This is a genomic window from Ignavibacteria bacterium (assembly GCA_036262055.1).
In the GTDB taxonomy this organism is placed as follows: Bacteria; Bacteroidota; Ignavibacteria; order Tepidaquicellales; family Tepidaquicellaceae; genus DATAJP01.
In genome coordinates this window covers 1114230-1141079 of the sequence record DATAJP010000002.1, presented here as the reverse complement: position 1 = coordinate 1141079, position 26850 = coordinate 1114230, and the positions used below count along the sequence as shown (strand labels likewise).

Annotated in this window: 21 protein-coding genes; 13 read left to right on the top strand and 8 right to left on the bottom strand. The window is 34.3% G+C overall.

Features of this window, described 5'->3' with window-relative positions; all coding sequences use genetic code 11:
• From VHP32_06955 to VHP32_06925, 7 genes are read left to right on the top strand one after another with little or no spacing between them, the layout of a single operon-like run.
• Entirely contained in the window at positions 1-2496 is a 2496-nt protein-coding gene (locus VHP32_06955; GenBank protein HEX2787629.1) for a heavy metal translocating P-type ATPase metal-binding domain-containing protein, read from the top strand.
• Positions 2496-2687 (top strand): cbb3-type cytochrome oxidase assembly protein CcoS, encoded by a 192-nt coding sequence (gene ccoS / locus VHP32_06950; protein HEX2787628.1) that lies wholly within the window; start codon positions 2496-2498, stop codon positions 2685-2687. Before VHP32_06955 ends, ccoS begins: the two co-directional genes overlap by 1 nt.
• 5 nt (positions 2688-2692) lie before the next feature.
• Positions 2693-4837, top strand: a complete 2145-nt coding sequence (gene ccoN / locus VHP32_06945; GenBank protein ID HEX2787627.1) for a cytochrome-c oxidase, cbb3-type subunit I — start codon at positions 2693-2695, stop codon at positions 4835-4837.
• Positions 4837-5031 (top strand): CcoQ/FixQ family Cbb3-type cytochrome c oxidase assembly chaperone, encoded by a 195-nt coding sequence (locus VHP32_06940; GenBank protein HEX2787626.1) that lies wholly within the window; start codon positions 4837-4839, stop codon positions 5029-5031. The genes ccoN and VHP32_06940 overlap by 1 nt, the downstream gene beginning before the upstream one ends.
• A gap of 4 nt (positions 5032-5035) precedes the next feature.
• Positions 5036-5896, top strand: coding sequence for a cbb3-type cytochrome c oxidase N-terminal domain-containing protein (locus tag VHP32_06935; protein ID HEX2787625.1), 861 nt, complete (start codon positions 5036-5038; stop codon positions 5894-5896).
• Positions 5897-5900: 4 nt separating this feature from the next.
• The gene (ccoG, locus tag VHP32_06930) at positions 5901-7310 is read left to right on the top strand and encodes a cytochrome c oxidase accessory protein CcoG (protein HEX2787624.1); all 1410 of its coding nucleotides are present in this window, start codon (positions 5901-5903) and stop codon (positions 7308-7310) included.
• Positions 7307-7732 carry a FixH family protein gene (locus VHP32_06925; GenBank protein HEX2787623.1) on the top strand — a complete coding sequence of 142 codons (426 nt, stop codon included), beginning with the start codon at positions 7307-7309 and terminating at the stop codon, positions 7730-7732. The genes ccoG and VHP32_06925 overlap by 4 nt, the downstream gene beginning before the upstream one ends.
• Before the next feature lie 89 nt (positions 7733-7821).
• Here the strand turns inward: VHP32_06925 and VHP32_06920 are convergent, their stop codons facing one another.
• From VHP32_06920 to VHP32_06905, 4 genes are all read right to left on the bottom strand, one after another.
• Positions 7822-10098 (bottom strand): cytochrome c-type biogenesis CcmF C-terminal domain-containing protein, encoded by a 2277-nt coding sequence (locus VHP32_06920; protein ID HEX2787622.1) that lies wholly within the window; start codon positions 10096-10098, stop codon positions 7822-7824.
• Positions 10099-10101: 3 nt separating this feature from the next.
• Positions 10102-10506, bottom strand: coding sequence for a cytochrome c maturation protein CcmE (locus tag VHP32_06915; protein ID HEX2787621.1), 405 nt, complete (start codon positions 10504-10506; stop codon positions 10102-10104).
• A gap of 88 nt (positions 10507-10594) precedes the next feature.
• A complete protein-coding gene (locus VHP32_06910; protein ID HEX2787620.1) occupies positions 10595-11062 on the bottom strand; it encodes a hypothetical protein in 468 nt (155 codons plus the stop codon).
• A 50-nt stretch (positions 11063-11112) separates the two neighbouring features.
• Positions 11113-13209 carry a T9SS type A sorting domain-containing protein gene (locus VHP32_06905; GenBank protein ID HEX2787619.1) on the bottom strand — a complete coding sequence of 699 codons (2097 nt, stop codon included), beginning with the start codon at positions 13207-13209 and terminating at the stop codon, positions 11113-11115.
• A 407-nt stretch (positions 13210-13616) separates the two neighbouring features.
• Here VHP32_06905 and VHP32_06900 point away from each other — a divergent pair, with 407 nt between their 5' ends.
• From VHP32_06900 to VHP32_06880, 5 genes are all read left to right on the top strand, one after another.
• Positions 13617-15653: a cytochrome c3 family protein gene (locus VHP32_06900; protein HEX2787618.1), complete on the top strand. Its 2037-nt coding sequence runs from the start codon at positions 13617-13619 to the stop codon at positions 15651-15653.
• Between the two features lie 36 nt (positions 15654-15689).
• Entirely contained in the window at positions 15690-16268 is a 579-nt protein-coding gene (locus VHP32_06895; protein HEX2787617.1) for a cytochrome c family protein, read from the top strand.
• A gap of 16 nt (positions 16269-16284) precedes the next feature.
• Positions 16285-17583: a hypothetical protein gene (locus VHP32_06890; protein HEX2787616.1), complete on the top strand. Its 1299-nt coding sequence runs from the start codon at positions 16285-16287 to the stop codon at positions 17581-17583.
• A 94-nt stretch (positions 17584-17677) separates the two neighbouring features.
• Positions 17678-18850: a cytochrome c3 family protein gene (locus tag VHP32_06885; protein HEX2787615.1), complete on the top strand. Its 1173-nt coding sequence runs from the start codon at positions 17678-17680 to the stop codon at positions 18848-18850.
• A 19-nt stretch (positions 18851-18869) separates the two neighbouring features.
• Positions 18870-19721, top strand: a complete 852-nt coding sequence (locus tag VHP32_06880) for a CxxxxCH/CxxCH domain-containing protein (protein HEX2787614.1) — start codon at positions 18870-18872, stop codon at positions 19719-19721.
• Positions 19722-19757: 36 nt separating this feature from the next.
• Here VHP32_06880 and VHP32_06875 read toward each other — a convergent pair whose 3' ends face one another.
• Positions 19758-20465, bottom strand: coding sequence for a Crp/Fnr family transcriptional regulator (locus VHP32_06875; protein ID HEX2787613.1), 708 nt, complete (start codon positions 20463-20465; stop codon positions 19758-19760).
• A gap of 295 nt (positions 20466-20760) precedes the next feature.
• On the opposite strand from VHP32_06875, the gene VHP32_06870 reads away from it, so the two are divergent.
• The gene (locus tag VHP32_06870; GenBank protein ID HEX2787612.1) at positions 20761-21207 is read left to right on the top strand and encodes a hypothetical protein; all 447 of its coding nucleotides are present in this window, start codon (positions 20761-20763) and stop codon (positions 21205-21207) included.
• A gap of 346 nt (positions 21208-21553) precedes the next feature.
• Here VHP32_06870 and VHP32_06865 read toward each other — a convergent pair whose 3' ends face one another.
• The 3 genes from VHP32_06865 to VHP32_06855 all read right to left on the bottom strand — a co-directional run bounded on the left by VHP32_06865 (position 21554) and on the right by VHP32_06855 (position 26847).
• Positions 21554-22123, bottom strand: a complete 570-nt coding sequence (locus tag VHP32_06865; GenBank protein HEX2787611.1) for a hypothetical protein — start codon at positions 22121-22123, stop codon at positions 21554-21556.
• 9 nt (positions 22124-22132) lie between these two features.
• Positions 22133-24193 (bottom strand): hypothetical protein, encoded by a 2061-nt coding sequence (locus VHP32_06860; GenBank protein HEX2787610.1) that lies wholly within the window; start codon positions 24191-24193, stop codon positions 22133-22135.
• Between the two features lie 767 nt (positions 24194-24960).
• A complete protein-coding gene (locus tag VHP32_06855; protein ID HEX2787609.1) occupies positions 24961-26847 on the bottom strand; it encodes a heavy metal translocating P-type ATPase in 1887 nt (628 codons plus the stop codon).
• Positions 26848-26850: the final 3 nt, after the last annotated feature.

The following is a 26850-nucleotide window of genomic DNA, read 5'->3' as shown; positions in this document are numbered from 1 at the left end:
ATGCCGGATAAAGAGTTAAATTTAAAAAGCAAAATTTCTCAAAAATGTTTCCATTGCGGAATGGAATGCAATGGAAAAATAGAATCTAATGATAAGTATTTTTGCTGTAATGGCTGCAAAAATGCTTATGAGACCCTTGAAAACAAAAATCTTTGCAATTATTATAAATTAGAGCAACACCCCGGCAATATACCCAAACAATATAACTTCAATAAATTCCGTTTCCTCGAAAATAAGGAGATAGCTTCAAAACTTTGCAGCTATGAAGACGAAAATACTGCGACCTTAACACTATACATACCTTCCATACATTGCACATCGTGCATCTGGCTTCTTGAAAATCTTCAAAAAATTAACCCGGGTGTGTTGCTATCAAGACTAAATTTTAATGAAAAGAAATTATTTGTAAAAATTAACAAGCATTTTATCTCAACTAAACAATTGTTTGAGCTGTTATACTCGCTTGGCTATGAACCTGTTATTGAAAAATCTGAGGAAAACAAAACATCCTCTGAAACAAAAAAATTATATTATAAAATTGGCATTGCGGGCTTTTGTTTTGGCAACATAATGCTTCTGAGCTTTCCCGAATATTTATCCTCATCAGGATTGGAGAATATATATAAAGAATTTTTCGGATACCTAAATATTTTATTTGCAATTCCGCTTCTTTATTGTGCATCAGGATATTTTATTTCTTCATACAAAGGCTTGAAAAATAAAAATATTAATATTGACGTTCCTATTGCCCTCGGTATCTCAATCGTCTTCTTAAGAAGCTTGTATGAGATTTTATCGGGAACAGGTGCCGGCTATTACGATTCTTTTTCAGGATTAATTTTATTTTTGCTGGTCGGGAAATTATTGCAGACAAAAACTTATGATTCATTAAACTTCGAGAGAAATTACAAATCATACTTCCCTCTTGCTGTAACCTTGATTGAAGGAGGTAGAGAAAAAATTATTCCTCTTGAGAAATTGAAAAAAGGAGATAGAATAACGGTAAAAAATAATGAGATTATTCCCGCCGATTCTATTTTATTTAAAGGAAATGCTAACATTGATTACAGTTTTGTTACGGGGGAATCCATCCCGGCAGAAAAGGTTCTTGGTGAAATTATTTATGCAGGAGGCAAACAACTTGGTTCGTCAATCGAGCTTGAAGTAATAAGAGATGTTTCTCAAAGTTACCTTACACAGCTATGGAACAATGAAGCATTTAACAAAACTGAAAAGAGTAAACTTTCCAATTTTGCCGATTTTATCGGAAAAAATTTTACAATAGGAGTTTTTGCGATTGTTTTCTTAACAGCGCTTTACTGGTTCCCTATCAATTTTGATAGAGGGTTATCAGCAATTATTGCTGTGTTAATTGTTGCGTGTCCCTGCGCATTTGCCATCTCAATCCCATTTGCTTTCGGTAACTCAATGAAGATTTTCGGAAGAAATAAATTTTACATAAAAAATATTAATGTTATTGAACGTCTTGCAGATATTGATAAAATAGTTTTTGATAAAACGGGAACGATTACATGTTCCAATGAATCCGAAGTAAAATTCATAGGCAGAGAATTATCGCTTGAAGAAAAATATCTGGTGAATTCTCTTTCAAAAAACTCAACTCATCCTTACAGCAGGATTATAAGTAATTCTCTGCCTTGTTCTTTATCTTCCAAAGAAGAATATAATTCAGACCAATACAAAGAATATACCGGGAAAGGTATTGCCGGAATAATTAATTGCAAACTTATAAAGCTTGGTTCTGAAGAATTTGTCTATAACTCACTTGTAAGAAGTGATTTACCTGACTTTGTCAGTTCGCTTGAGCTTGAGATATCCGATTTAATCGATGAAACCGAAGGTTATGAGCACTTACAGAAACATAAAAATTCAAACGTTTTTTTATCAATTAACACAGAAATACTCGGCTATTTTGAAATTAAGAATAAGTATAAAAATCATTTACCTGAAGTTATTGATGAGCTAAAAACAAATTACAGTTTGGCTGTGCTTTCAGGAGATAACAATGCAGAGAAGCAAAACCTGAAAACATTATTTGGACATGAACCGGACATTTTGTTTAATCAATCTGCGCAAAATAAACTAAACTACATAAAAGAAATGCAGTCAAAAGACATAAAATGCCTTATGATTGGCGACGGATTGAATGATGCAGGCGCATTAAAACAAAGCAATGTCGGTATTTCAGTTGTTGATAACATAAATAGCTTTTCTCCCTCATGTGACGGCATCCTTGAATCGGAAAAATTACAAAAGCTTCCGGCAATTCTCAGCTTTGCAAAAAAGAATTTAACAATCCTCAAAATGGCTTTCACGTTTTCATTGCTTTACAATGCAGCAGGTATGTATTTCGCAATCAGCGGACAGCTGTCCCCGCTTGTAGCGGCAATATTGATGCCTGTCAGCTCAATATCGGTAGTATTATTTGCAACTTTATCAACTAACTTTTTTGCAAAAAAATACAAGCTTATCTGATGAGTGTAATTTTTGTATTAATATTTTTCAGCGTTTTGGTAGCCGCAGGGTTTTTAATTGCATTCATATGGTCGGTTAAAAGCGGACAATATAATGACAGATATACTCCGTCAGTAAGAATGCTGTTTGAAGATAGTTCAGAAGAAGAGTTAAATAAAAAACTATATAATAAGAAGGAGACTTCGGTTTAATGTTAATGGAAAAGGAAAAATTCTTTTACGATAATAAAATCGTAAGAAATTTTGCAATTGCAACTTTAATATGGGGCGTTGTTGGAATGACAGTCGGACTTATCATTGCATTTCAGCTGGTAACACCTGATATGAACATGGGCAGTCAATATACGACATTCGGAAGATTGCGACCGCTTCATACAAATGCCGTGATTTTCGCATTTGTAGGTAATGCAATCTTTATGGGACTTTATTATTCTTTACAAAGACTGTGCAAAGCAAGAATGTTCAGCGACACTTTAAGTAAGCTGCATTTCTGGGGATGGCAGTTAATAATTGTTTTAGCTGCGATTACACTGCCTCTTGGCTTAACAACTTCCAAAGAATATGCTGAGCTTGAGTGGCCCATTGATATTTTAATTGCAGTCGTATGGGTGATTTTTGCAATTAATATGTTCGGCACCATTATTAAGCGCCGTGAAAAGCATATGTATGTTGCAATATGGTTTTACATTGCTACGGTTGTTACGGTTGCAGTTCTTCATATTGTGAACTCAATTGAAATTCCTGCGGGATTATTTAAAAGTTACCCTGTATATGCAGGTGTTCAGGATGCGCTTGTCCAATGGTGGTATGGTCATAATGCAGTTGCATTCTTTCTTACTACTCCTTTTCTTGGATTGATGTATTACTTCTTACCCAAAGCCGCCAATCGTCCTATTTATTCTTATCGTTTATCAATTGTTCACTTTTGGTCACTGATTTTTATTTATATATGGGCAGGACCCCACCATCTTTTATACACTGCTCTTCCTGACTGGGCTCAGTCACTGGGAACGGTTTTCTCAATTATGTTAATTGCTCCGTCTTGGGGCGGAATGTTTAACGGGCTTCTTACTTTAAGAGGTGCATGGGATAAAGTCCGTGAAGAACCTGTATTAAAATTTATGGTAGTTGCAGTTACGTGTTACGGTATGGCAACATTTGAAGGTCCCATGCTCTCATTGAAAAATGTAAATGCAATTGCACATTTCACAGATTGGATTGTTGCTCACGTTCATGTCGGAGCGCTTGGTTGGAACGGATTTTTAATTTTCGGAATTTTATACTGGCTTGTTCCGAAAATGTATAACACAAAGTTGTATTCAAATAAACTTGCCAATACACATTTCTGGCTCGGGACTCTTGGAATAGTTTTTTATGCGGTTGCAATGTATTGGTCGGGATTAACTCAATCATTAATGTGGAAAGAATTTACTCCCGAAGGCGTTCTAAGATATCCGAACTTCCTTGAAACCGTTTTGCAGATAATACCAATGTATGCAATAAGAGGAATCGGCGGAGCGCTTTATCTGACGGGAGTATTAATCGGGGTTTATAATTTATACAAAACAGCGAAAGCCGGAGAGCTGGTTGCAAATGAACCTGCAGAAGCCCACCAGATGAATTTGATGGATGAGACTTTAAAAAACGAGCGTCAAAAAGAAAAGAAACATAGATGGCTCGAAAGCAAACCGACGCAGTTTGCAATACTTGCAACGGTTGTTATATTAATTGGCGGATTGGCAGAAATTATTCCGACATATTTAATCAAATCAAATGTGCCGACAATTTCAAGTGTGAAGCCCTTAACACCGCTTGAACTTCAGGGAAGAGACATATACATACGGGAAGGATGTGTCAGCTGTCACTCGCAAATGATAAGACCGTTCAGGTCAGAAACTGAAAGATACGGTGAATATTCCAAAGCCGGAGAATTTGTTTATGACCATCCATTTTTGTGGGGGTCAAAAAGAACAGGACCGGACCTTGCAAGAGAAGGAGGGAAGTATCCTGACCTATGGCATTTCAATCACATGCTTGACCCGATTACAATGTCGCCGGGTTCTATTATGCCGAAATATCCGTGGCTTTTTTCTCAAGATTTAAATCTTTCGTCAACTGAGACCAAAATAAATTCCCTGAGAAAAGTTGGTGTGCCATATCCTGAAGGGTTTGAAAAAATTGCAAATGAGGAATTGATGATTCAGGCGGATTCTATTACAGCAAACTTAATAAGAAACGGCGCACCTGCGGAAAGCAATAAAGAAATAATCGCGCTCATTGCATATTTACAAAGATTAGGCACTGACATAAAAGTTAATCAAAAAAATCAAACAGTAAAATAATGTTTAAGAATATTTTATCAGGAACTGAAGGTGTTGATGTATATGGAATTTTTTCTCTTGTTGTTTTTTTTGTTTTTTTCTCGATAATGATTGTGTGGATAATAAAAGTAAAGAAGCCGTATCTGAACAAAATGAGTTTATTGCCTCTTGATGACACTGAAACTTTAAAACAAAATCAAACAGAACTTGAATAATAAAATGAAAAAGAAATTTTTTATTTATAGTCTCTTTGCAGAATTTCTTCTTTTCGTAAATAATACGTTTGCTCAGACTGCAGAGCCGGATATGTCTGAAAAAATCCCGTATATAATGCTTGGAGTTTTGGGGATTATTATTGCGTGGATATTTTTTGCTCTGATGTTCTCTGATGATGAACCGAAAGTAAAAGTAAAAAAAGAAAAAAAGTTTAAAATTAACTGGGGCGGTATATTTTATTCTTTGAAGCCGGTTCAGGAAAACGATCCCCAATTGGAACATGAATATGACGGGATAAAAGAGCTTGATAATAATTTACCCCCTCTTCTTAATTATATTTTTATTTTTTCTCTCCTGTTCTCGGTTTTTTACATTCTGCATTATCACGTTTTTGGAACGGGAGATCTATCTTCACAGGAGTATAGCAGTGAAATGAAAGTTGCACAGATGGAGAGGGATGAATTAATTAAATCCGGCGCTTTTATTAATGAGGAAACGGCTCAATATATGAAAGATGATGCAACATTGGAACGGGGAAAAACAATCTATTTCTCTAATTGCGTAATCTGTCATGGTTCTAAAGGCGAAGGTTTGATAGGACCGAATTTCACTGATGAATATTGGATTCACGGTGGAAGTATCGGAAATGTATTTAAAACTATTTCCGTTGGAGTTCCTGAAAAAGGAATGATTAGCTGGAAAACCCAGTTGAGTCCAAAGCAAATTCAGGCGGTTGCAAGTTATATTTTATCGCTCAAAGGAAGTAACCCACCGAACGGCAAACAGGCGGAAGGGATTTTGTATATTGATTCAACTGAAATTAAAACTGATTCATTAAAAAAAGATTCACTAAAAAGTAAATAAATAATTGCAGACAGCTGTAACAAATATTGAATTCCGTGATAAGCTTTCCATAATAGGCGAAAAAGGAAAACGCAAATGGATTTATCCTAAAAAGCCGAAGGGGAATTTCTATAAAGCCCGCACTTATGTAAGCTGGCTGTTATTTGCTGTTTTATTCGGACTGCCGTGGATAAAAATTGAGGGGCACCCTTTTGTTTTGCTAAATATCATAGAGAGGAAATTTATAATATTCGGTCAGCCCTTCGGTCCGCAGGATTTTTATCTCATCGTGGTTTTTGCAATTGTTTCAATCGTGTTTCTAATTTTGTTCACTATTATATATGGACGATTTTTCTGCGGCTGGATTTGCCCTCAGACGATTTTTCTCGAAATGCTTTTCAGGAAAATTGAATACCTGATTGACGGTGATGCAAATCAGCAGCGTGCCCTTGCAAAAAAGAATTGGGGTTTTAATAAAACATTTAAAAGAGTTTTTAAATATTCAATCTTTTTTGCAATCTCATTTATTATCGCAAATACATTTTTGTCATATGTAATAGGTACGGATGAACTTATTAAAATAGTGACAGATAATCCTTCAAATCATATTTCGGGATTAATTGCCATAATAATGTTCTCTCTGGCTTTTTTTGCTGTTTTTTCTTTTATAAGAGAACAAGTTTGTATTCTTGCATGTCCCTATGGCAGATTGCAGGGAGTATTGCTTGACCCAAATTCAATTGTTATTGCATATGATTATGTACGCGGTGAACCACGCGGTCATATGAAAAGAAATGAGACTCGTGATAAAGGAGATTGCATCGATTGCCATCAATGTGTTGATGTTTGTCCTACGGGAATAGATATTCGTAACGGAACACAGCTTGAATGCGTGAACTGTACTGCTTGCATAGATGCGTGTAATTCAATTATGAATAAAGTTGGCTTTGAAAGAGATTTAATTAGATATGCGTCAGCAAACCAGCTTAAGGACAAATCATCATTCAAATTTACCGCGAGAATGATTGGTTATACAACTGTTTTAGTTTTATTAATCGGCGTGTTCACATTTCTGCTTTTAAACCGGGAAGAACTCGATGTTCTGATTCTGCGAACACCCGGAATGTTTTTTCAAGAGCAGCCGGATAATAAAATCAGCAATGTGTATGATGTGAAGATTTATAATAAGTCGTTTAATGATATTCCGGTTGAATTTAGAATTGACAATCCGGATGTTGAAATGAAATTATTATCCGATAATTTAGTAATACCGCAGCAAGAACATAAAGATTTCAAATTATTACTCATTAAAAATAAAAGTGACATTAAATCTTCAACGGAGTTATTAGAAATTGGTGTTTTAAGCAATGGAAAAGTAATTGATAACATTGAGACATCGTTTATGGCACCCGTAAGTAAAAGGAAAAGCGAATGAATTGGGGTAAAAAAATAATTCTTGTTTACGCAATTTTCATTTTAGGAATTGCTTCACTTGTCTTCATATCAATGAGACAAAACATTGATTTGGTAACTGATAATTATTATGAAAAAGAACTTAAATATCAGGAACAAATCGATAAAAAGAAAAGGACACAGTCCTTAAAGGAGAGTATAATGATAACAAAAATAAATTCTGATTTGCACATTAGTTTTCCTTCGGATGCCATTCCGAAATCAGGCGAGGTTACATTTTACAGACCATCGGATGATTCAGAAGATAAAATCTTTCTGTTAAAGGAAAACGAAAAGGAACAAATAATCAGTTTAAATAATTTTTCGTCGGGACTTTGGAAAGTTGTAATTTATTGGAGAACCAACGGAACCGAATATCTGAATGAAGAAATTTTTTATAATTAGCACGGATAAAAGAAATTGCAGATTAATTATTTTTAAAACTAATTAACCAATTAGAGATGTTTATTGTTAGAGGTGTTTGTTATGAAACTTTATTTAGAATATAACTCTTTTCTTCTCCTGATTATTGAAACCATAAATCCTAAAACTAAAACTACTGTTCCAATCCATAAGACATTTATAAACGGCTTTATTGAGGCAGTTACAACAAGTGTTTCATCTGCAGTTTGGTTTTCATTGTTCACATTTCTTTTATCCACTACCGCAATTGTTGCTGAGGCTTCTTCTTCTCCCTGCGGAACATTCATTTTTGTAAAATAGAATATATAATTATCGTTGCCTGTTATTATGGCGGGTTCATATTCAGGATTCCCTTCTTTATATACAATTTTAGGAGACAAATTTTCGGTATATTTACTGTCAGAAACTTTCATCATAGCTCCCACAGTAAAATTACCTTCTTGCATTTCTTTTCCGCCCTTTTGAGTATTTCCAAAATCAAAATCTATAAAGTTGATTGTTAAGTCCCCCATTTTTAACTCCCCGCCTTTCTTGATGTCATGAAGCTCTTCCTGGCTAAATTGTTCGGGCACTTCAAGTCCCATCGGTGATAAATACAGGTCTTTGGTATAAAAATTTGCAATATCAGGATTCTTCATAACACCATCAGAGAATTGGCTGAAATACATTATCGGCTTTAAGACCATTTCTTTTCCGTCTTTTTCAACAAGCACATTAAAATGATATTTTACATCAGTTTTATTATCGGGGTCTTCAAAAGGAGAAGCGCCGATATATGTTAACGTATACCCGAATGCTTCTTTAGGTTTGTTAAGCTCAAGCGATATATTTTCTTCTTCACTGTATCTGGCTGAAGCAATGATACCAAGAAATACAAGAGCAATACCGATGTGCGCAATATAAGCTCCTGCAAGCGACCAGTTCTTTTTAAAAATTCTTGCTATAATCTGAGCGTTTATAAAGAATGCAAATAATGCCGAACAGGCAAATAAAGCGATGAGAAAATCCTGCACACCAATGAATACTAATACTACAGTAATAACAACAGATAACGATAAAGGAAAAATCAAACCCTTAAAAAAATTTTTATCGTCTGATGTTTTCCATTTTAAAAGCAAGCTGATTCCATTAATCAAAGCAATCATTATTGCCAGCGGTAGATTCATTTTATTATAAAATGCGCCATCAACGGAACCTTTAGAAAAAATAGGCCAGCTGGTGCCTGCGAATATGACAGTTGCAGCTGCACAAAGTGTAATTGCACCGACAAAAAGAGCCGACTCTCTCGTTAAAAGCTTGTTCTGATTAAGACTTAAAGATTTTAATTCCTTTAATCTGTATATAATTGCAACGACAGAAATGATAAGAAATAAACCGATGAAGACTAAAAGAGTTATATAAACTTCAAATCCCGGATCAACAAATGAATGAACAGAAGAATCACCGAGAATACCGCTTCTTGTTAAGAACGTAGAATATAAAACGAGCAGGAAGGCAAGAATGCATAAAATTAAATTTGTCTTCTTAAAGCCGCCTGTTCTTTTTTGTGCAACCATTGTATGAACTGCTGCAACAGTAATAAGCCATGGAATGAAAGAAGAATTTTCTACAGGGTCCCATGCCCAGTAACCTCCCCAGCCGAGAACTCCGTAAGCCCAGTAGCCGCCCATCATAATTCCAAGTCCGAGAATACCTCCCGAAAACAACAGCCACGGCATGGAATAATTTATCCATTCATTGTACTTATTCTTCATAAGTGTTGCTATTGCGAAAGAAAAAGGAACAGCAAGAGAAGCAAATCCAAGAAACAATGTAGGGGGATGAATTGACATCCAGAAATTTTGAAGAAGAGGATTTAATCCTTTTCCCTGCTCAGGCATAAAGCCTATATCAACTTCGCCGGGCCATTTATCCCATATATAAAGAAACGGAGATTTAAGAATAAGAATAAAAGCAAGGAATGCAAGAACTAGACCATACATGAACATTACCTGGGGTTCAAGACGGTTGCCCTTAGAAACATAATTAAGCAGTATAATCCCGATAACAGCAGTCATAAAAGTCCAAAGCATAAAACTTCCCTCTTGTCCCGCATAAAATGTTGAAATCAATAAGGGAAGCTGTAATTCTCCATTGCTATGCTCCCAGATATAAGCATACTGATATTGATGGGTTAAAATCAGATACATCAAAAGAGCAGATGCAAAAATAATGCAGGTAACTGTTATCAGAAAAAATGTTCTTCCGGCTCTTAAGTATTTATTATAACCAAAATGAACTTTGAAAAAAGAAAAGATGGAAATAATTGATGCTATGAAAGCAGAATATATTAAGATTTTTCCAATCATAGTTTATTTTGAATGATTATAGGTCTTAATTTCCGAGCCGTCGGCTTCGTATTTAGAAGGACATTTGGTCAGGATATCTTTTGCGTGGAAATATCCGTCTTTCACTTTTCCTTTAACCACAACAGCTTCTGCAACTTCAAAATTATTCGGCTTTGCGCCGTCAAATACAACTTTCATCTCTGTATTATAGTCATCTTTCATAAAAAAAGTGAACTGATTAGTAGCGGCATCAAACTTGCTTTCTTTGTCCTTAATCCAGCTTCCTTTAACCTCAACTGTTCTTGTTCTGTTCTGAGCTTCCGTAAAGTTTACATATTCAATTTTGCTGTCGATGAATGATATAAACCCTACTATAAGAAATGCGACTATAATTATTAGTCCTATAATTATTCTTGATTGCTTGTTCATTCTAAATTAATTGAAATTAATTAAAATTTCATAAGATTGGATTTACCAAAGTACATAACCGTGCTATTCATTATTGCACTGCTTCATTTTACTGAGGAATTGGAAGTCCCATTTGAACATATATATCTTCAATTTGTTTTTTATTTGCAAGCGCTTCCTCGTTTTTAGGGTCTAACGCTAAGACTCTTCTATAAAATTTTAAAGCAGGTCTGTATTTTTCTTTAGCAGGAACATCAGCTTCAAGCATCATATAGTTTCCGGCAGCGAGATTTTTATCTATTGCATTTTTTTTATTGGCTTCGGATTTATCCTTTTCGTAAAGAGCATCCGCTTCTTCAGCATTTTTCTTAACTTTTATAACCATCTCATCGCTCTCTGATTTTGAATCTGTATTTGAGCTTTCAGTTTTGTTTATAGGAGGATGATCAGGCGGTAACTCACGGTTTGACAAATTTTGTTGATTCTGTGTTGACGTGGTTTTCTTTTCTTCCATCTTATCACAAGCTTGAAATAAAAATCCCGCTGCAATTAAAAAAACTATATATTTTATCCGCATTTTTTATTAAAATATTTAATTCTTATAAAAAACTATTTAAAAAAATAATATTATTTTATTAACATCATTTTCTTTACATCGACAAAGCTACCGGCAGCAATCTTATAAAAATAAACTCCGCTGCTGACCGAACGTCCTGATGAGTTCGTTGCGTTCCATTCAACGTTATATGTGCCGGGATTCAGAACATTGTTTAAAAGAACCGTTACTTCTCTTCCTGTTATATCATATACAACGATTTTTACGTTCCCTGCTTTTGCTATTGAGATATTAAATTTAGTTACAGGATTGAACGGATTCGGATAGTTTTGTGACATTTCATATCTCAATGGAATCTCGGTTGAAACAGGCATGATTCCTACAAGAGCATTTCTTGACTTGAGTAAAACATCCACTGCAAATTTAGGATTATGCATACCGCGGCTTCCATCTTCATATATGAGCAAATAATTAAAATATGCTTTTCTTAATGTAACATTGTTGGAATCCGCCGCGACTAATTGCCATGCAACCGAATCAACTCCAACCGGAGGGAGCTGAAGTCTAAGATTCTTTAAACATCCGTCTATTTCCTTTTGCCACGCTTCGGTTAATCCATTTCCGTCATAGTCCTGCGGGGCAATAAATTGGTCAAATCTTGTTTTACCAAAATGGCAGGTCTGGCATCCGCTCAGATTATCAAAATTTGTTTCGGGATTATGCATACTCATACTGTGATCCCCGACCTTATTTCTGTTGGCAGGATTCAAAGTATCTGTAGGCGCCATATGGCATCTTACGCATGCTCCGACAAGAAATTCTTTGTGTGCTGTTGACTGATACGGACCCGCAAACATAGCTGCATTTTGTCCCTGATAAACATCCGTTTGACCTGAATGATGCGGTCCCCATGTCGAAGAAGTAACTCTGGTATTGACATAGGTTAATGAATTTTTTCTGGACTTATGGCAATCCATACAAACTATTCCGTTCCCTACATTTGTATAATGGAAACCATTTGCAAGTGTATCCGCATTTGAAGGCCTGTTCCGCAAACTGAACTGGTTGGAGTTTCCGTGAGGGTCATGGCACGATGCGCATGCTATCATTTCCTGTTTTGCTTTTGTGAAACCGTTAGTGTTTGTTCCTACACCTTTTGTATAGTTCACATATCCGTTACCGTCGTGACATCTTATGCAGTTATCCAAATTATTTGTTCCGTTATTGTTCTGTGCAAACGAACTGCTCCAGATAACATCAGAGTGCAGAGAATTTTTGAACTGTGCAAATTGCGGAGTGCTTGCGGAAGCATCATGACATTTTCCGCAATTGCCTTCATCAACACTTTTTTGAATTTTCATTGTGTCACCGCCTCCGAGAACGTGCTCGCTTCCTGCTCCGTGACAGCTTTCACAACCAACATTTGCAAATGCAACAAGCTGTGAAAAACGGTTTTTCAGAGAATCCCAATTAGCCGGCTTAGGAGGCGAAAAACTGCTCCATACCCAGCCTAATTGGCGCGCTTTATCATCAAAACCATTGTTCTCTGCAAAAATATTATGATCATAGCCAAGTGTGTGCAGCTTGAATTGATTTATTCCATAAGAAGAAGGTCCCGAAGTTATGTTTGTTTTAAAAGTTGTAGCATGTTTGGAATCTTTCCATCGGTTAAATATATCCTGAAACTTAGGCGTTGAGCCGTGGCATGACATACAGTTCGGATATTGAGCAGCAACGTTATCAAAACCTCCTGTGCCTACATATGTGCTTGCATAAATTTTTGTTATGGTATCTCTTGTTCCTGTGGTAGTTGTCATAGATACACTTATCTCATATGTTCCGGTAAGATCTGCTTTGAATTTTGCCCACCATGACAAGCCGGTGATTGTAGAAATTGATGCACTCGAGCCGGCGGGTTTTTGAGTTAATGTCCAGTTTGCATTTGTGATACTTGAAGTATCTCCCCAGTTCCATGCTCTCAGATATACAAATGTGCCTTTAGCAACAGTATTTAATCCTGAGGAAACAGTTGAGTCTTGCGTTAAGCCGGGAGTGCTTGCAAGCATTTGCGGAGTAACGTATTGAGTGACTATCTTTGCTCTTGGCTGTGCAAAAGTTACACCTGAACAAAAAACAAATAAGAACAAAATTGTAATTAAATGTTTCATAATGTTAACTCCAAAATTTTGTTAGATTTAATTTTTTCATTCGTGTTATAAAAAATCTTTTCTAACTCGTAAAATTATTAATAAAATATTAACTATTCATCTTCCATTTTATTCATATAAATATAAGTAAAAGTTAAATTATTGTGAATGATTTAAGTCACTTACAAATATGACATTTATCGTATTAAAATATGACAAATGTCATAGAAAAAAATTGGACAAATGCATATCTGTGTAACTTTTTTGTTTGTATATTGTCTGCAGAAATCTAATTTTAAAAATTAAAATATAAATTTTGTAAAATATTTTTTTAAACAAGAATCTGATATCATTATCGCAAAAGTATTTTATGAACTATGACCCGGAAATAATTTAGAAAAAAATACAATCCAGATATATACTGAGATATGAATGCGGAACTTAATAAACCGAAGAAAGAAAAAAAACTCTTCAAGAAAGTAAAGGGCTTCAAAAGATTTCTTTTATTTAGCGGAATATATCTCGGTTTATTCCTTATTCTCTTAGCAGCCTCAGCTGAATATACATCACAACCTTCTTTTTGCCCCACTTGTCATTACATGGAATCCTTTCATCAAAGCTGGCAAACCTCATCACATAGTAAAGTTGCATGTGTGGAATGTCATTTTGAACCCGGATTAACCGGTACTGTAAAAGGAAAACTTAACGGATTGGTTCAGATAGTAAGCTATGTTTCATTAACATATAAAAAACGTAAGCCTGCTGCAGAGATTCCGGATAATACTTGCGCGCGTTCGGGATGCCATGAAAGACAAGCTTTCGAGGATTCCACATATAACTTTAAGGGTGTTCAGTTCAGTCATAAAAACCATCTGCAGGAATTAAGAAATGGCAAAACTTTAAAATGTACAAGCTGCCATTCCCAGATTGTCCAGACAACACATATGGAGGTAACAACATCTACCTGTTACAACTGCCATATGAAAAAATCTGCAGACCCCGAACATAAATTTGATAAGCTTTCAAATTGCACTACCTGTCATAATTGGGAGAATAAAAGCAAAGATGAAATGGCAAGCTTCAGATATAATCACACTGCTGTTGTTGAAAACAAAATTGCATGTGTGGATTGCCATTCAAATACAGTTGCGGGAAGCGGTAATGTAGATAAAGAAAGATGTTTCCAGTGTCATTTTGAAACTGAAAAACTTACCAAAATTGGTGATACAAAGCTTGTGCATGAAACACACATAACCAAGCATAGCCTAAAATGTTCTTCATGTCATAATACTATTGAGCACAAAATTCAAAAGATGGATCCCACATCGCCGCCTGATTGCCAATCATGCCACTCAAATGCACATTTATCACAGGTGAGTTTATATACAGGAGAAAATGGATTTAATGTTGAGAAATCTCCAAGCACTATGTTTCTCAATGGCATAAACTGCAAAGGTTGTCATGTCCTTCATGAAACTGATAAAAAAAATATAACTACTTCAAAAGCAAGCGGCAGTTCCTGTAACAAGTGTCACGGAAAAGGTTTTGAAAGACTAATTGATGAATGGGAGGCGGGAACGTCTAAAAGATTGCAGACAATCAATTCCATATATAGAACTGCGAGCTCGATTGTTTCATCGAGCAAAAGCGACAGGAAGCCGGAAGCAGAAGAGCTTCTGAAGCAGGCAATGCATAATATAAAAATTGTTGAGATAGGAAAGAGCGTTCATAGTGTCAGCTTTGCTGAAAAGCTTTTACAAGGAAGCTATGGCTTATTGCAAAATTCATTATCAGCTGTTGGCTCTTCGCAAAGATTACCTGATTTTAAATCTCCGCAGGAGTTCATTCCAAACGAATGCTACTCCTGTCATTCAGGAATTCAGGAAGTATCCGTAAAAAAATTTGATATGAATTTTTCACATAATCTTCATATCGTTAAAGAAAAAATTTCGTGCAATAGATGTCACTCTAATGAGCAAAGACATGGTGCATTGACTGTTAATAAACAAAGCTGTAATAATTGTCATCACGCTCAAACCGAGTCCAGTGAAAGTTGTGCAAACTGTCATAAATTCCAGGAGCAGGTTTATAGCGGCACTTATTTGAATAAAAATCACCCTGATATTATGAAAGTTGGTGGTGCCTCCTGCAATGATTGCCATAAAGTTTCAGATAAAATAGTTAAGCCCGATAAAATGATATGTGTGAAATGTCACGAAGCAGGATATGATGATATGATGATTGAATGGAAAAATGATGTGAAGAAAATATCATCAGAGCTGAATGATTTAATATCAAAAGCTAAAGATTCACAACTTAGCGACGAAGATAGAAAAGAAGTGGATGACGCGAGGAAAATTTTAACTCATATTAGTGGATATCCCAGCATATATGTTCATAATTACGATTTGATTTCGACGGTATTAAGTGAAAAGAAAAAGAAAATAAAAAATATGATTAAATAAAATTATTATAATATTAATATAAGAAACAAAAGTGATATGAAAAAGAAAATCTTAATAGTTTTTATATTTATTGCTGCAATAACAGCGGTAACCTTAAAAGTAACGGAGGACGCTTATACCGAAGATGCTTATAGTAACGCGCCGTTTAAGTATGTCGGCGTGACAACGTGTGTGGGCGCATGCCATAAATCTGAGTCTCAGGGAAACCAGTATGAGATTTGGCAAAATTCAAAACACTCGCAGGCGTTTAAAACTCTTCAGACTCCTGAGGCGGACAAGCTTGCTAAAGAAAAAGGGTTTACTACTCCGGCAGCTGAAACTCCTCAATGCGTAAAGTGTCATGTATTGGGAAAAGATATTGACATGTCTGAGTTAGAAAGCACTTTTAATAAAGAAGATGGAGTGCAGTGTGAAACATGTCACGGACCCGGCTCCGATTACAAAAAACTTAATATAATGAAAGACAGGGCTAAATCAGAAGCAAACGGTCTTATTATTCACAAAGAAAAAGAAGCTTTCTGCACGAATTGCCATAACCCTGAAAGTCCCAGTTATAAAGAATTCAATTACGACCAATTCTGGGCACAGATTAAACATCCGAAACCAAAAGAGTAGTTTAATGTAAATTAAAATGAAACCTAAACTATTAATATTAACTGCAATGTTTTTTGCAGTTAATATTACTTACGGTCAATCAATTAATTTCAGATTTAACAATTATGTTTACGGCTGGCAAAGAATAGATACTCTCTCAAATAGTTCATCTGCAAAAACAACACATCTGAGAGGATATCAAAATTATCTTTTTGATGTTAACAGCGGTAAATGGACATTTAATGCTCTTGCCCAGACTGAAGAAGACATAATTAATAAAGTTGATAAAGGGTTTCGTTACAGATTTTATAATTTATATGTTAAGGGCAGTAATCTTTTTGATTTGTTAGACCTTAAACTTGGAAGACAAAATTTATTTGCCGGAGTCGGAAAAGGAACTCTTGATGGTCTTCACTTAAAAATTAAAAGCGGGGAAAACAAAGAATACCAGCTTGCCGTATTCGGCGGAATTCCTGCGCCAAGTTCATACGAATTTGAAAATTTCCCGAAACTAAAGGACAACTTTCATTTTGGAGCGCAGTTTATATATTACGGTGTTAAGGACCTTATGGCGGGTCTAAGCTACTCGAATAAAAAACAAACCCCTGAATCATATTCAACAATAAGATTAGACAGCGTATTTAATCCGGTAACACGGGAAATAACATTAGACGGTCCTTCTGAACAGCTTGCCGGACTTGATATTAATTATACCTATCTGGGAAAGCATAATTTTTATAGCAAGGTTTATTATGATATAGAGCTTAAAAAATTATACAGGGCTGAAATCAATGCACGAGTTGCAATAAAAGATAACCTCAGAGCATTTGCCGAATATAATTACCGTGAACCACATTTTACTTATAACAGTATTTTCTGGGTCTTTGCATATTCTAAATATCAGGAGCTTCAGGGCGGTCTTGATTATTCATTCGATAATGGAATCATTGCATACGGCAAAGTAGGAACTGTATTATATGAGAATGATAATTCTGTAAAAGTTCAGGCGGGGTTTTCTAATGCCAACTATGGATTTTCATTTATTAAATATATGGGCTATGCAGGTGAATCCGACGGAATAAGCGGTTATTACCAAAATCAAATTTACGAAGATATATTATCAGCTTCGGCATCGGTGAGTTATTCCAGGTACAGGCTTGGAGATATTTATGAAACTGATAAAGTAAATTCATTCAGCGGGATGCTCGGAGTTACATACAGACCCATGCCGCAATTATCAGTTGATGCTCAGGGTCAGTTATTGATAAACAGAATCTACGAATCCGATATGAGATTTCTGATAGGTTTTAACTACTGGTTGTTTAAAAAGTTTTAATTATATGCCTATAAAAACCACCAAACTTTTTATTTTACTTTTCGCGGGTATATTTATTTTTTTGGGCACTACTGCTTATCTGGAAAAAGATTCTGTGACAAAACAACAGAAGGGAATGGTTTTTGCTTCAGAAAGAAATGACAACAGTAAGCTGATTAAATTTGACCATAAGCTTCATGTAACCGATGCAGAGATTAAATGTGCTGATTGCCATAAAAATGCACTTACCTCTATTTCTTCAAAAGATAATCTTAACCCTGTTAAAAAAGACTGCGCGGGCTGCCATGAGGTAAATGACGAGAAAACCTGCAACTACTGTCATTATGACGGGGTGTTTAAAAAACTTGAAGCGCCAAAATCGGAACTGATTTTTTCTCACAAGTTCCATATTGAAACAGAAAAGAAACAATGTATTGATTGCCATCAGGAACTTGATAAGGTAAAGTTTTCAAAAGAAAGCGCTGCAGGATTTCCGAGTATGGAAAGCTGTTATAGCTGTCACAATTCACAGAAAGCTTCCAACAACTGCGAATCATGCCACAGCAATTTAACAAATCTCACTCCCAAAAATCACCGGAGTGTGAATTTTCTTAATGAACATAAAATGAGCTTCGGTGTGTCATCAGACAAAAATAATTGTATGATGTGCCACAGCGATAATTTTTGCCAGGTATGTCATTCACCGGTCGGCTTTAAAGGAAATAATTCGAAAGATAATTTTTATGCGCCTTATTACACAAAAGAAGGAGCCGTAAGAACGGACAGGGCAGCTTTGCAAAAATTAACAACTGCTCATACATTAAATTATAAGTTCACTCACGGACTTGATGCCAATCAAAAGAGCTTTGAATGTAACACATGCCATGAACCGCAGAGTTTCTGTGTTTCTTGTCACCAAAGCGGAGGAGAATTAATTACAGGTTTTGTCCCAACAAGTCATCAGGTCAATAATTTTACTACCTTTGGAGTTAATACCGGAGGAGGTTTGCATTCAGAACTCGCAAGAAAAGACATTGAATCGTGTGCTTCTTGTCATAATGTTGAAGGAAGTGACCCGACCTGTATAAAATGTCATTTTGATAATGACGGTGTAAAAGGAACACATCCTAAAACTCATGATTTTGGATTTATGAAAGATGAAAAGGGCATCTGGCACGAAACTGCAGGAGCAGTTTGCTACACTTGTCATACGGATGCAAATGCAAAGCCCAATGGCATCTCAGGAGTTGGATTTTGCGGATATTGTCACGGACAGAATACCAGATAAAAAATAAATTTTAATTATTATGAAAAAGTTATTTTTATTTTATGGAATATGTATGGCGCTGATAGCCATAACGCTTAATTATCAGGGCTGCAGTGAGCTTAATAATAATACTACTTTAGCGCCGGATATTGATACTCACCCTGACGGGTGGGCAAATCCTTCTTCAAGTAATTTTCACGGTAAATATATTTTTGATAATAAGCAGTGGAATTTAACTCAATGCAAAACATGCCATGGTGGTGATTATAAAGGCGGCACATCGGGTTCTAATTGTCTTGGCTGCCATACAGGAAGCGGAGGACCTCAAAATTGCCGGCTTTGTCATGGGAACAGCGAACATTCAAGTCCGCCCAAAGCATTAAATGGAGATACATCGGTAACTTATATCGGAGTAGGTGTTCACCAGCTGCATAGAACACCTTTATTCTCTGCTTCGGTGGGATGTAATGAATGCCATACAGCTTTGGATGGGTTCAGTGACCCGAACCATATTGGCGATAACCCGAATGGGATTGCTGAAATTAATTTTGGACCGCTTTCAAGAGCTTCAATAGGAGGAAATATTACACCTGATCCTCAATGGGACAGAAATACAGCAACATGCTCAAATGTTTATTGTCATGGCACTTTTAAAGAAGGCAATCTGACTGCTGCAGGAGTCTGGACAAATCCAAACAGTGTGGTTTGTGGTTCGTGTCATGGAGACCCGGTAACGGGCAACCCTACACCAAGAACAAAAGGTGTGTTTACACCTCCCCATTTTTCATTTATGACTATTAACTCTTGTTATGTATGTCATGAAACCGTGATAAATTCTCAGGGGGTAATATTTGATAAGACCAAGCATGTAAACGGCGTAATAAATTACTAAATTTACAAAGGGTTTTAAATCTTAGTTTTTTTAAGCTTAATCGAAAATATTTGCAGTTATTATTAACTGTTCAGAGTCGACAATTTTTATTCTTTTATTAATCAACTCTATCATTTTTTCAGACTTAAATTCAGAAAGTATTCTGATTACAGTTTCCGTAGCTGTGCCTACAATATTGGCAATATCCTCCCTTGAAATACTTATTTTAATGAATCCTTCACTATCAATGCCATAAAATTCATTAAGCATCAAAAGAGTTTCAGCCATCCTTTCGCGGACAGGTTTCAGTGCCATCGTTGCCAGTTTTTTTTCGGTATTTTTTAAATCATTAGAAAGAAGCTGAATTAATTTAGATGAAAAATCTGAATTTGATTTAAGAAAATCAAAAAATAATTTTTTGGGTACAAAACAAAGTGTAGCTTCTTCCAAAACCGTTGCAGTACCGGTATATGCTTCACCGCTTATCAATGCTCTATATCCAAGTATATCACCTTCTTTAGCCAGACGGATGATATATTTTTTTCCGCCGCGCTTGCTTTGAAATACTTTTATCTTTCCCCTATTTATACAATATAAACCAAATGGCATATTGCCTTCATTGAAAACGTTTGTATTTTTGGGATATATGGTACAGGTTTTTTCATGATCCATTTCCTTAATTTGTTCATGAGTTAGCTTGCAAAATACATTATCATGATTTGAAAAGCATTTATCACAAGGAGGTTGTTCAATTTGAATTTTCATAATAGATTTTTTACCCTCATTACACTAATTAATAATTTTTGAATAAACTAAATAAGTAAAACATCTATTATATTTTAAACAAATTTATTTATTTCTCATATGACAAAAGTCATACTTTTATATGATATGAGTCATATGATAGTTCAAAACAAAAGTATATATTTACAATAAGCTCTAATTTTGATGTTAATTGTTAATTATAATTAATCACTGTTAATCATAACCCTCAGAGAGAAATCTTCCGGGATTATTTTTATTTTTTGATACATCAAAAAAAACAAAATTATAAATAATCATGGGACAATTAAAACAAATAAACACATTGAGCAATGAAGAAATTGTAGAATTAATAGGGAATGAAGAAGCACAGCTTCTTGATAGATTAAATTCATTAAGAAATGAAATTGGTGAATTTAAAAGCAATTTAATTAATAAAGAAATAAATGATTTTAGGGAAAGCATATTGAACATTCAGGATTCAATGGAGAATCTTTTTTACGCTGAAGAATTAATTATCCCATCGCTTGATCTTTCACTTCCGGAACCTTCACCAACAATTATAATTAAAAATGAGAATAAACAATTACTGGAATATTATAATGAGTTAACGGAATTGGTTCGTGACGAAGGTGAAATAATATTTAACCTGCAGAGTATGGAAGAGATTTTGATTGTTTTGATAGATGCTTTCGAAAGATTAACACATAAGAAAAGAATACTTCTTAGTTGTTGTGAGCATTGAATTAGTGATAAAACTGCCAGCGATTTTCGAAAAGGTAAATATTTTCGAATAAAATCTGAAAGGATGCGATTTTAAAACATTGAAAAACATTAAAAATTTCAATATTTTAATCTGCGTCCTTAGCTCAGCTGGTAGAGCAAATGACTCTTAATCATATCTTCAGAATTTATATCACAGTAAAAATATTCAAATTTTCTGCAATTCTAATTTATAATTAAGACTTTTTAGTAAGTTATACGATAAGTTAAAAAATCCTATCAGCAATTCTTTCAGCAATTTTGTGACAACTTTCAAATTAGTAGTACTCAATATGCATTTCATATAAATGTGTATGCAGATTGTTACATTAATTGTTTTGTATAATTAATTTCTTCACATAATCATCGGGAAGTTCAGTGGTTTCTCTTGTAGGAACTTTTATTCTGTCGGGCAATGTGCTACATACATCAATAAGAAAGGAAATACAATCACTTCTTGTAAGCTGATATTGTTTTTTCTTCCATTCTTCAACTTTGAGTTGAATTTTTAAATAGTCAGAAAAATCAATCCTAATAAAAAACTGTCTGTCAATTTTTGTGAATACATCGGATGCTATATTCCCATCTACTGGGCCAAACCAATAAGATTTTGCACCGTCAACTTTCTTTTTTGGATAAAATCCCCAAATTTCTGTTTCATTTCCATTTATGTCACAAGTTAATGGCGTTCCTTTTCCAATTCCAATAAAAGCATGACCAACAAGAGCCGAGGCATCCCACTTTTCAGCAAACACACCAAAATAATATTCTTGTGTGGCTGTGATTAAGCCCAATGAATTTTCTTCAATATTTTTTACATTTACTTTGGTTGTGCTGTTTTGACAACCACAACTATATATTATTATAATAACTATTAATAATAATTTATTCCTTTTCATAAGATTAATTTATTTGATTGGTATACTAATAACTTTACTTGCTCCGATAAAGTCTTCAAGAATAACTTCAATTGTGCCTTCATAATTGCTCACTTGTTGTGTAGTTTCATTGTATTGAAGTTTTTGTGGACTAACCGACCAATAATATTTTATTGCATCAAAGGGAAAACTTAGTGGGATAGGAATGTTAATTGTGTTTTGAACTTTCAAGGTAGTTAAAGGATATTTTGTTAGACCAAGTGGTTGTTCTGTTGAAAAACCAGCCAAGACAGCTAACCCCTTACTCAGTTTAATATTGTAATATTTCTCTAAATCTATGGGATTAGTGCTATTTTTTATGATTGGTTGACTAAATAAATAAAAGGTATCAATTTTTGAAGGCAAAGAATAACTTGGCATATCAATCATCAACCGATTACTTTGGTAAGGCAAATAAATAAACTGAGTATTGTTCCGGGGGAAATAATTTACCCAATTTGTTCCGTCTGACCGTTTATAATATGTTCCTGTGTAGAAATTGTTTATAAATGTTCGACCAAAAACATCAGTTAATTTAACTTTATAAAAAACCTCCTTATTTCCCCAATCTGTTGTAATTGACTTATAAATTCCTTCTTCAAATTTTTTAAGTTCCTTTTCTAATTCTGTCGGATTAACTTTAGCACAATAGACTGTGCTTATAAGTTCTATCGGTAAGAAAGATATTGTTTTATCACTTTTGAGTATGCTTCTAAAATCAAGTGCTACCTTATCGTCCGCTAATAATTCAATGTTCTCAATAAGATTTAATTGATCCGGAAAATTTGCATCTGAAAAGACATAAAAGTCTAGAGGAAGTTTTTTAAATATTGGAAAATTCTCATTAACTCTTGGGTTATGAATAATATCAAAATTTGGCAGTTTAGGAATTAACCTTTCAAGGGGAATTTCAAGTTTTGGGGGGATATGGATTTTGGTCAAATCTTCTTCGGTTAGTGATGTCCGATGAAGTTTGACTAACTCGCTTAGCCTTGTTTTTATTATGATTGAATATTCTTCAATTTCTTTAATTTTAGTAAGATCAATCAGTAGGTATTTGTAGTTTGATTTATCAGTATACTTATCAATATTCTCATTAATTAAATAAAGGCGATTATATTCTTGTGTTATTTCATGAACTATTCTTTCTCTTTCATCTGTCCAAATATCTCTGTGGTCTAATCCATATTGGGAATAAGGACTTGTGAAATAACCTATTGGGGCTGATGCTTTATAATTCAAATTTGAAACATAATTCCCGATTTCATTCATGATTTTGTCAATGTTATCTGTATCAAATGTCAGGCTTTTAATGATACCATCTAACGCACCAATTCCTTGCCCACCTTTTGCTAATACTTTTACATCAATTCTTTTTTGCTGACTCGCTTTCACCATCTCTTTGCTTATATCAAGTTTGAAACTACCACTACCAACGCCAAAACTTGCTTCCCCCTTGGTTTGAAATCCAATTTTATTCTGTAAATCTCTACTAATATTACTAATTGTAATTACTGCATAAACACTTATACCTCTCCTTATAGCATTTACAAAATGAGTTCCGTAATCGGTTTTAAATTGTGCGTATCCTGTTGAACCTTGCCTTAGCAAGGTAGCAGCACTTGGATCAAGTCGTGGGTTATTTAAACGGATTTGACCAAATTCAGATGTTGCTTCAAGAAGAATCGTTAATGAATTAGATTGAAATGCGGAATTGAAATCCATGTTGAAGGATGCAGAACCTTTGAAGGTTAAATATCGTGCTTCAATTTTTGAGTCAAGATGAAATTTGTCTTTCAAAGTTTGAGCATCGTAAATTACACTCATTCCTAAATAGGAGTTTATAGCATTATTTGTTGCAGTATCGTAACTATCTATTGTCAATGCATCTTTAAATGTTTTTGTAAAATCATCTTTTACAAATCCTTTTCCTAACTGCATAGAAGATACAGGATAAAATTCAAAGTAATTTACATCAGTTTGAGCTTGTGTAAATGGTGTAACAAGCAAACTGAGAATAATGAACAAGGAATAAATAACTCTATTTCTCATTTTATTTTGATTAAGAAGTTTAATCTCAAAGAAGCATTTGTTGTACGGTTGGAAATCTTACCGTAACACAATCCACAATTTTGGTTAAAAATTCAACTTCAGGAACTGAACCAGTTATTCCTAACGTTAGTCTTCGATGGTGAAATGAAAAGAATGGCTAAAAATAATAAATATTAATCTCATAATATGTTATCATTATAAATAGCTATATGAGCCGCATATGTTTAATCCTTCCTCAAATGAAACTTCTTAAATTATTCTTATAAAGTCAATTCCTAAATGAAATTTGAATTTGCGATAAATTCTTGTTTTATAGTTCATATAATTATTATTTAAATAATGTTAATATTTCTGATTTAGTAGTAGATGTCATCATAAGTATTTTGATAGTTGGCTTGGAGTGATAAGGTGCGCGTTTATAGTAATTAATTTTCAATCTCCTCTTTTTCTTTTTTGGAGAAAAGTAATACTCATCCTATGTAAATAACTTCTAGAAAAACAAGAAAAATAAAATAATTATAAATAGTAATATTCCGCTTGATACTGCTGGAACAGGTGGTTCGTAATTATATATTTTATATTGTTTTCCGTCTTTCGTCTCAACTATTATTTCAAAAGCAGGGAATTCTTCATGCGGGGCCTCCTTCAAATAGCAAGTAATATTAAATTTTAGGTATTAAGAGAAAGACTTAATAATTACATAATATTAATGTCATAAGATTTTAAAAAAGTAAAATTGAGCTAAATTTGTTTATAGAATATTTCAGTTAGCTATCGTATTTCATAAGTCTCAATCCGTTTATTATTACAATCACTGTAACACCTACATCGGCAAAAATTGCCATTACAAGATTGCTTAATTCAAAAACGGCTAAGGTTATGAATAATATTTTTATGCCTATGGCAAATGATGTATTCAGTTTTATAGTATTTATTGTCTTGCGGGATAATTTTACTAAATAAGGCAATAAAATTAAATTGTCATTCATTAAAGTTATATCTGCGGTTTCAATTGCGGCATCAGATCCAACCTCACCCATAGCAATTCCCACAGTTGCTGTTGCTAAAGCAGGAGCATCATTAATCCCATCACCAACCATACCAACTTTGTCATATTTTTTTAATAACGTTTGTATTTCATTAACTTTATCAGCAGGAAGCAAGCTGCTTTTTACTTCTTTTATTCCAACCTTATCAGCAATATAATTTGCAGGTATAGAATGGTCTCCTGTGAGCATTATAGGAGTTATCCCTAAGTTTTTAATTTCATTAATTGCTTCATTACTTTCTTTTTTTAACTCATCTGTGACTGCAATAATACCTTCTACGTTTTTATCATTGCTCAAAATCATTGCTGTTTTACCCTGTGCTTGAAGTTCATCAGTTTTTTTAACAATAGCTTCAAGCACGTTGTTTTTTTCCGTTATAAACTTGACGCTTCCTAAATAATGAATTTTCTCTTTACATATTATACATTCACCTTTAACACCTTTACCTGTAACCGCCTGAAAATTTTCCATAGGATGATGTTCTATGTTATTTTCTTTTGCTTTCTCTACTATGCTCATTGCTATAGGATGTTCAGAAAATATTTCCAGACCCGTAGCACAAGCAAGAACATCCTCTTTGGTAAAATCATTGAAAGGAATAATATCACTTACAATTGGTTTTCCATAAGTAATCGTAAGTGTTTTGTCTAGAGCGAGAGCTTTAATTTGTGCCATTGATTCAATGTATTTGCCTCCTTTAATAATAATGCCTTTTGCAGACGCATTTCCAACAGCAGAGTATATAGAAACCGGTGTCGAGATAACCAACGCACACGGACAAGATATAACCAATAAAGTTAATGCCATTAGCAGCCATTCATTAAAAGAACCGTTTAAAAATAAGACGGGTATCATTACTATTAATAGTGCAATAACAATTATAGAAGGGGTATAGTATGACGAAAATTTTTCAATAAATTTTTGAGTTTCTGCTTTTGTTTTTGTAGCTTGAAATGTTAATTCTATTATTTTTGCTAGAGTTGAATCTGAAGATTTTTTTGTTACTTCAACTTCAAGATAACCTTGTTTATTAATTGTACCTGCAAAAACATCGTCACCTATATGTTTATCATAAGGAATCGGCTCACCTGTAATTGCAGCTTCATCAACAGATGACGCACCGTAAACAACTTTGCCATCAAGCGCTATTGTATCGCCCGGTTTGATAATTATTATATCACCGATATCTACCTTCTCTATTGGAGTATTTTCTTGTTTACCTTTTACATCTGCCATCTTAGGTGTTTTGTCAACTAGAGATTTTAAAGCCGACCGGCTTTTCATCACGCCAAATCTTTCAAGATATTCACCTACTGTAAATAAGACGATTACAATTGCTGCTTCCGGATATTGTTTAAGATAGAAAGCACCAACAACAGCAAGCGACATTAAGGTATTTATACTTTTGAAGTTTAATTTTATTAAATTCCTTAAGCCATTCCATAAAGTTTTATACCCGATTCCAATACAAATTAAAGCAAAGAGCGGTATAGCTATTTCATCAGGGAAATGAATTCCGCTTAATGACAAAACTTCCAAAGCTAATACTAACAAAAGTGATAAAAATAAAAGTTTAAATTTTTTATCTCTAAATAATTCTTTCATACC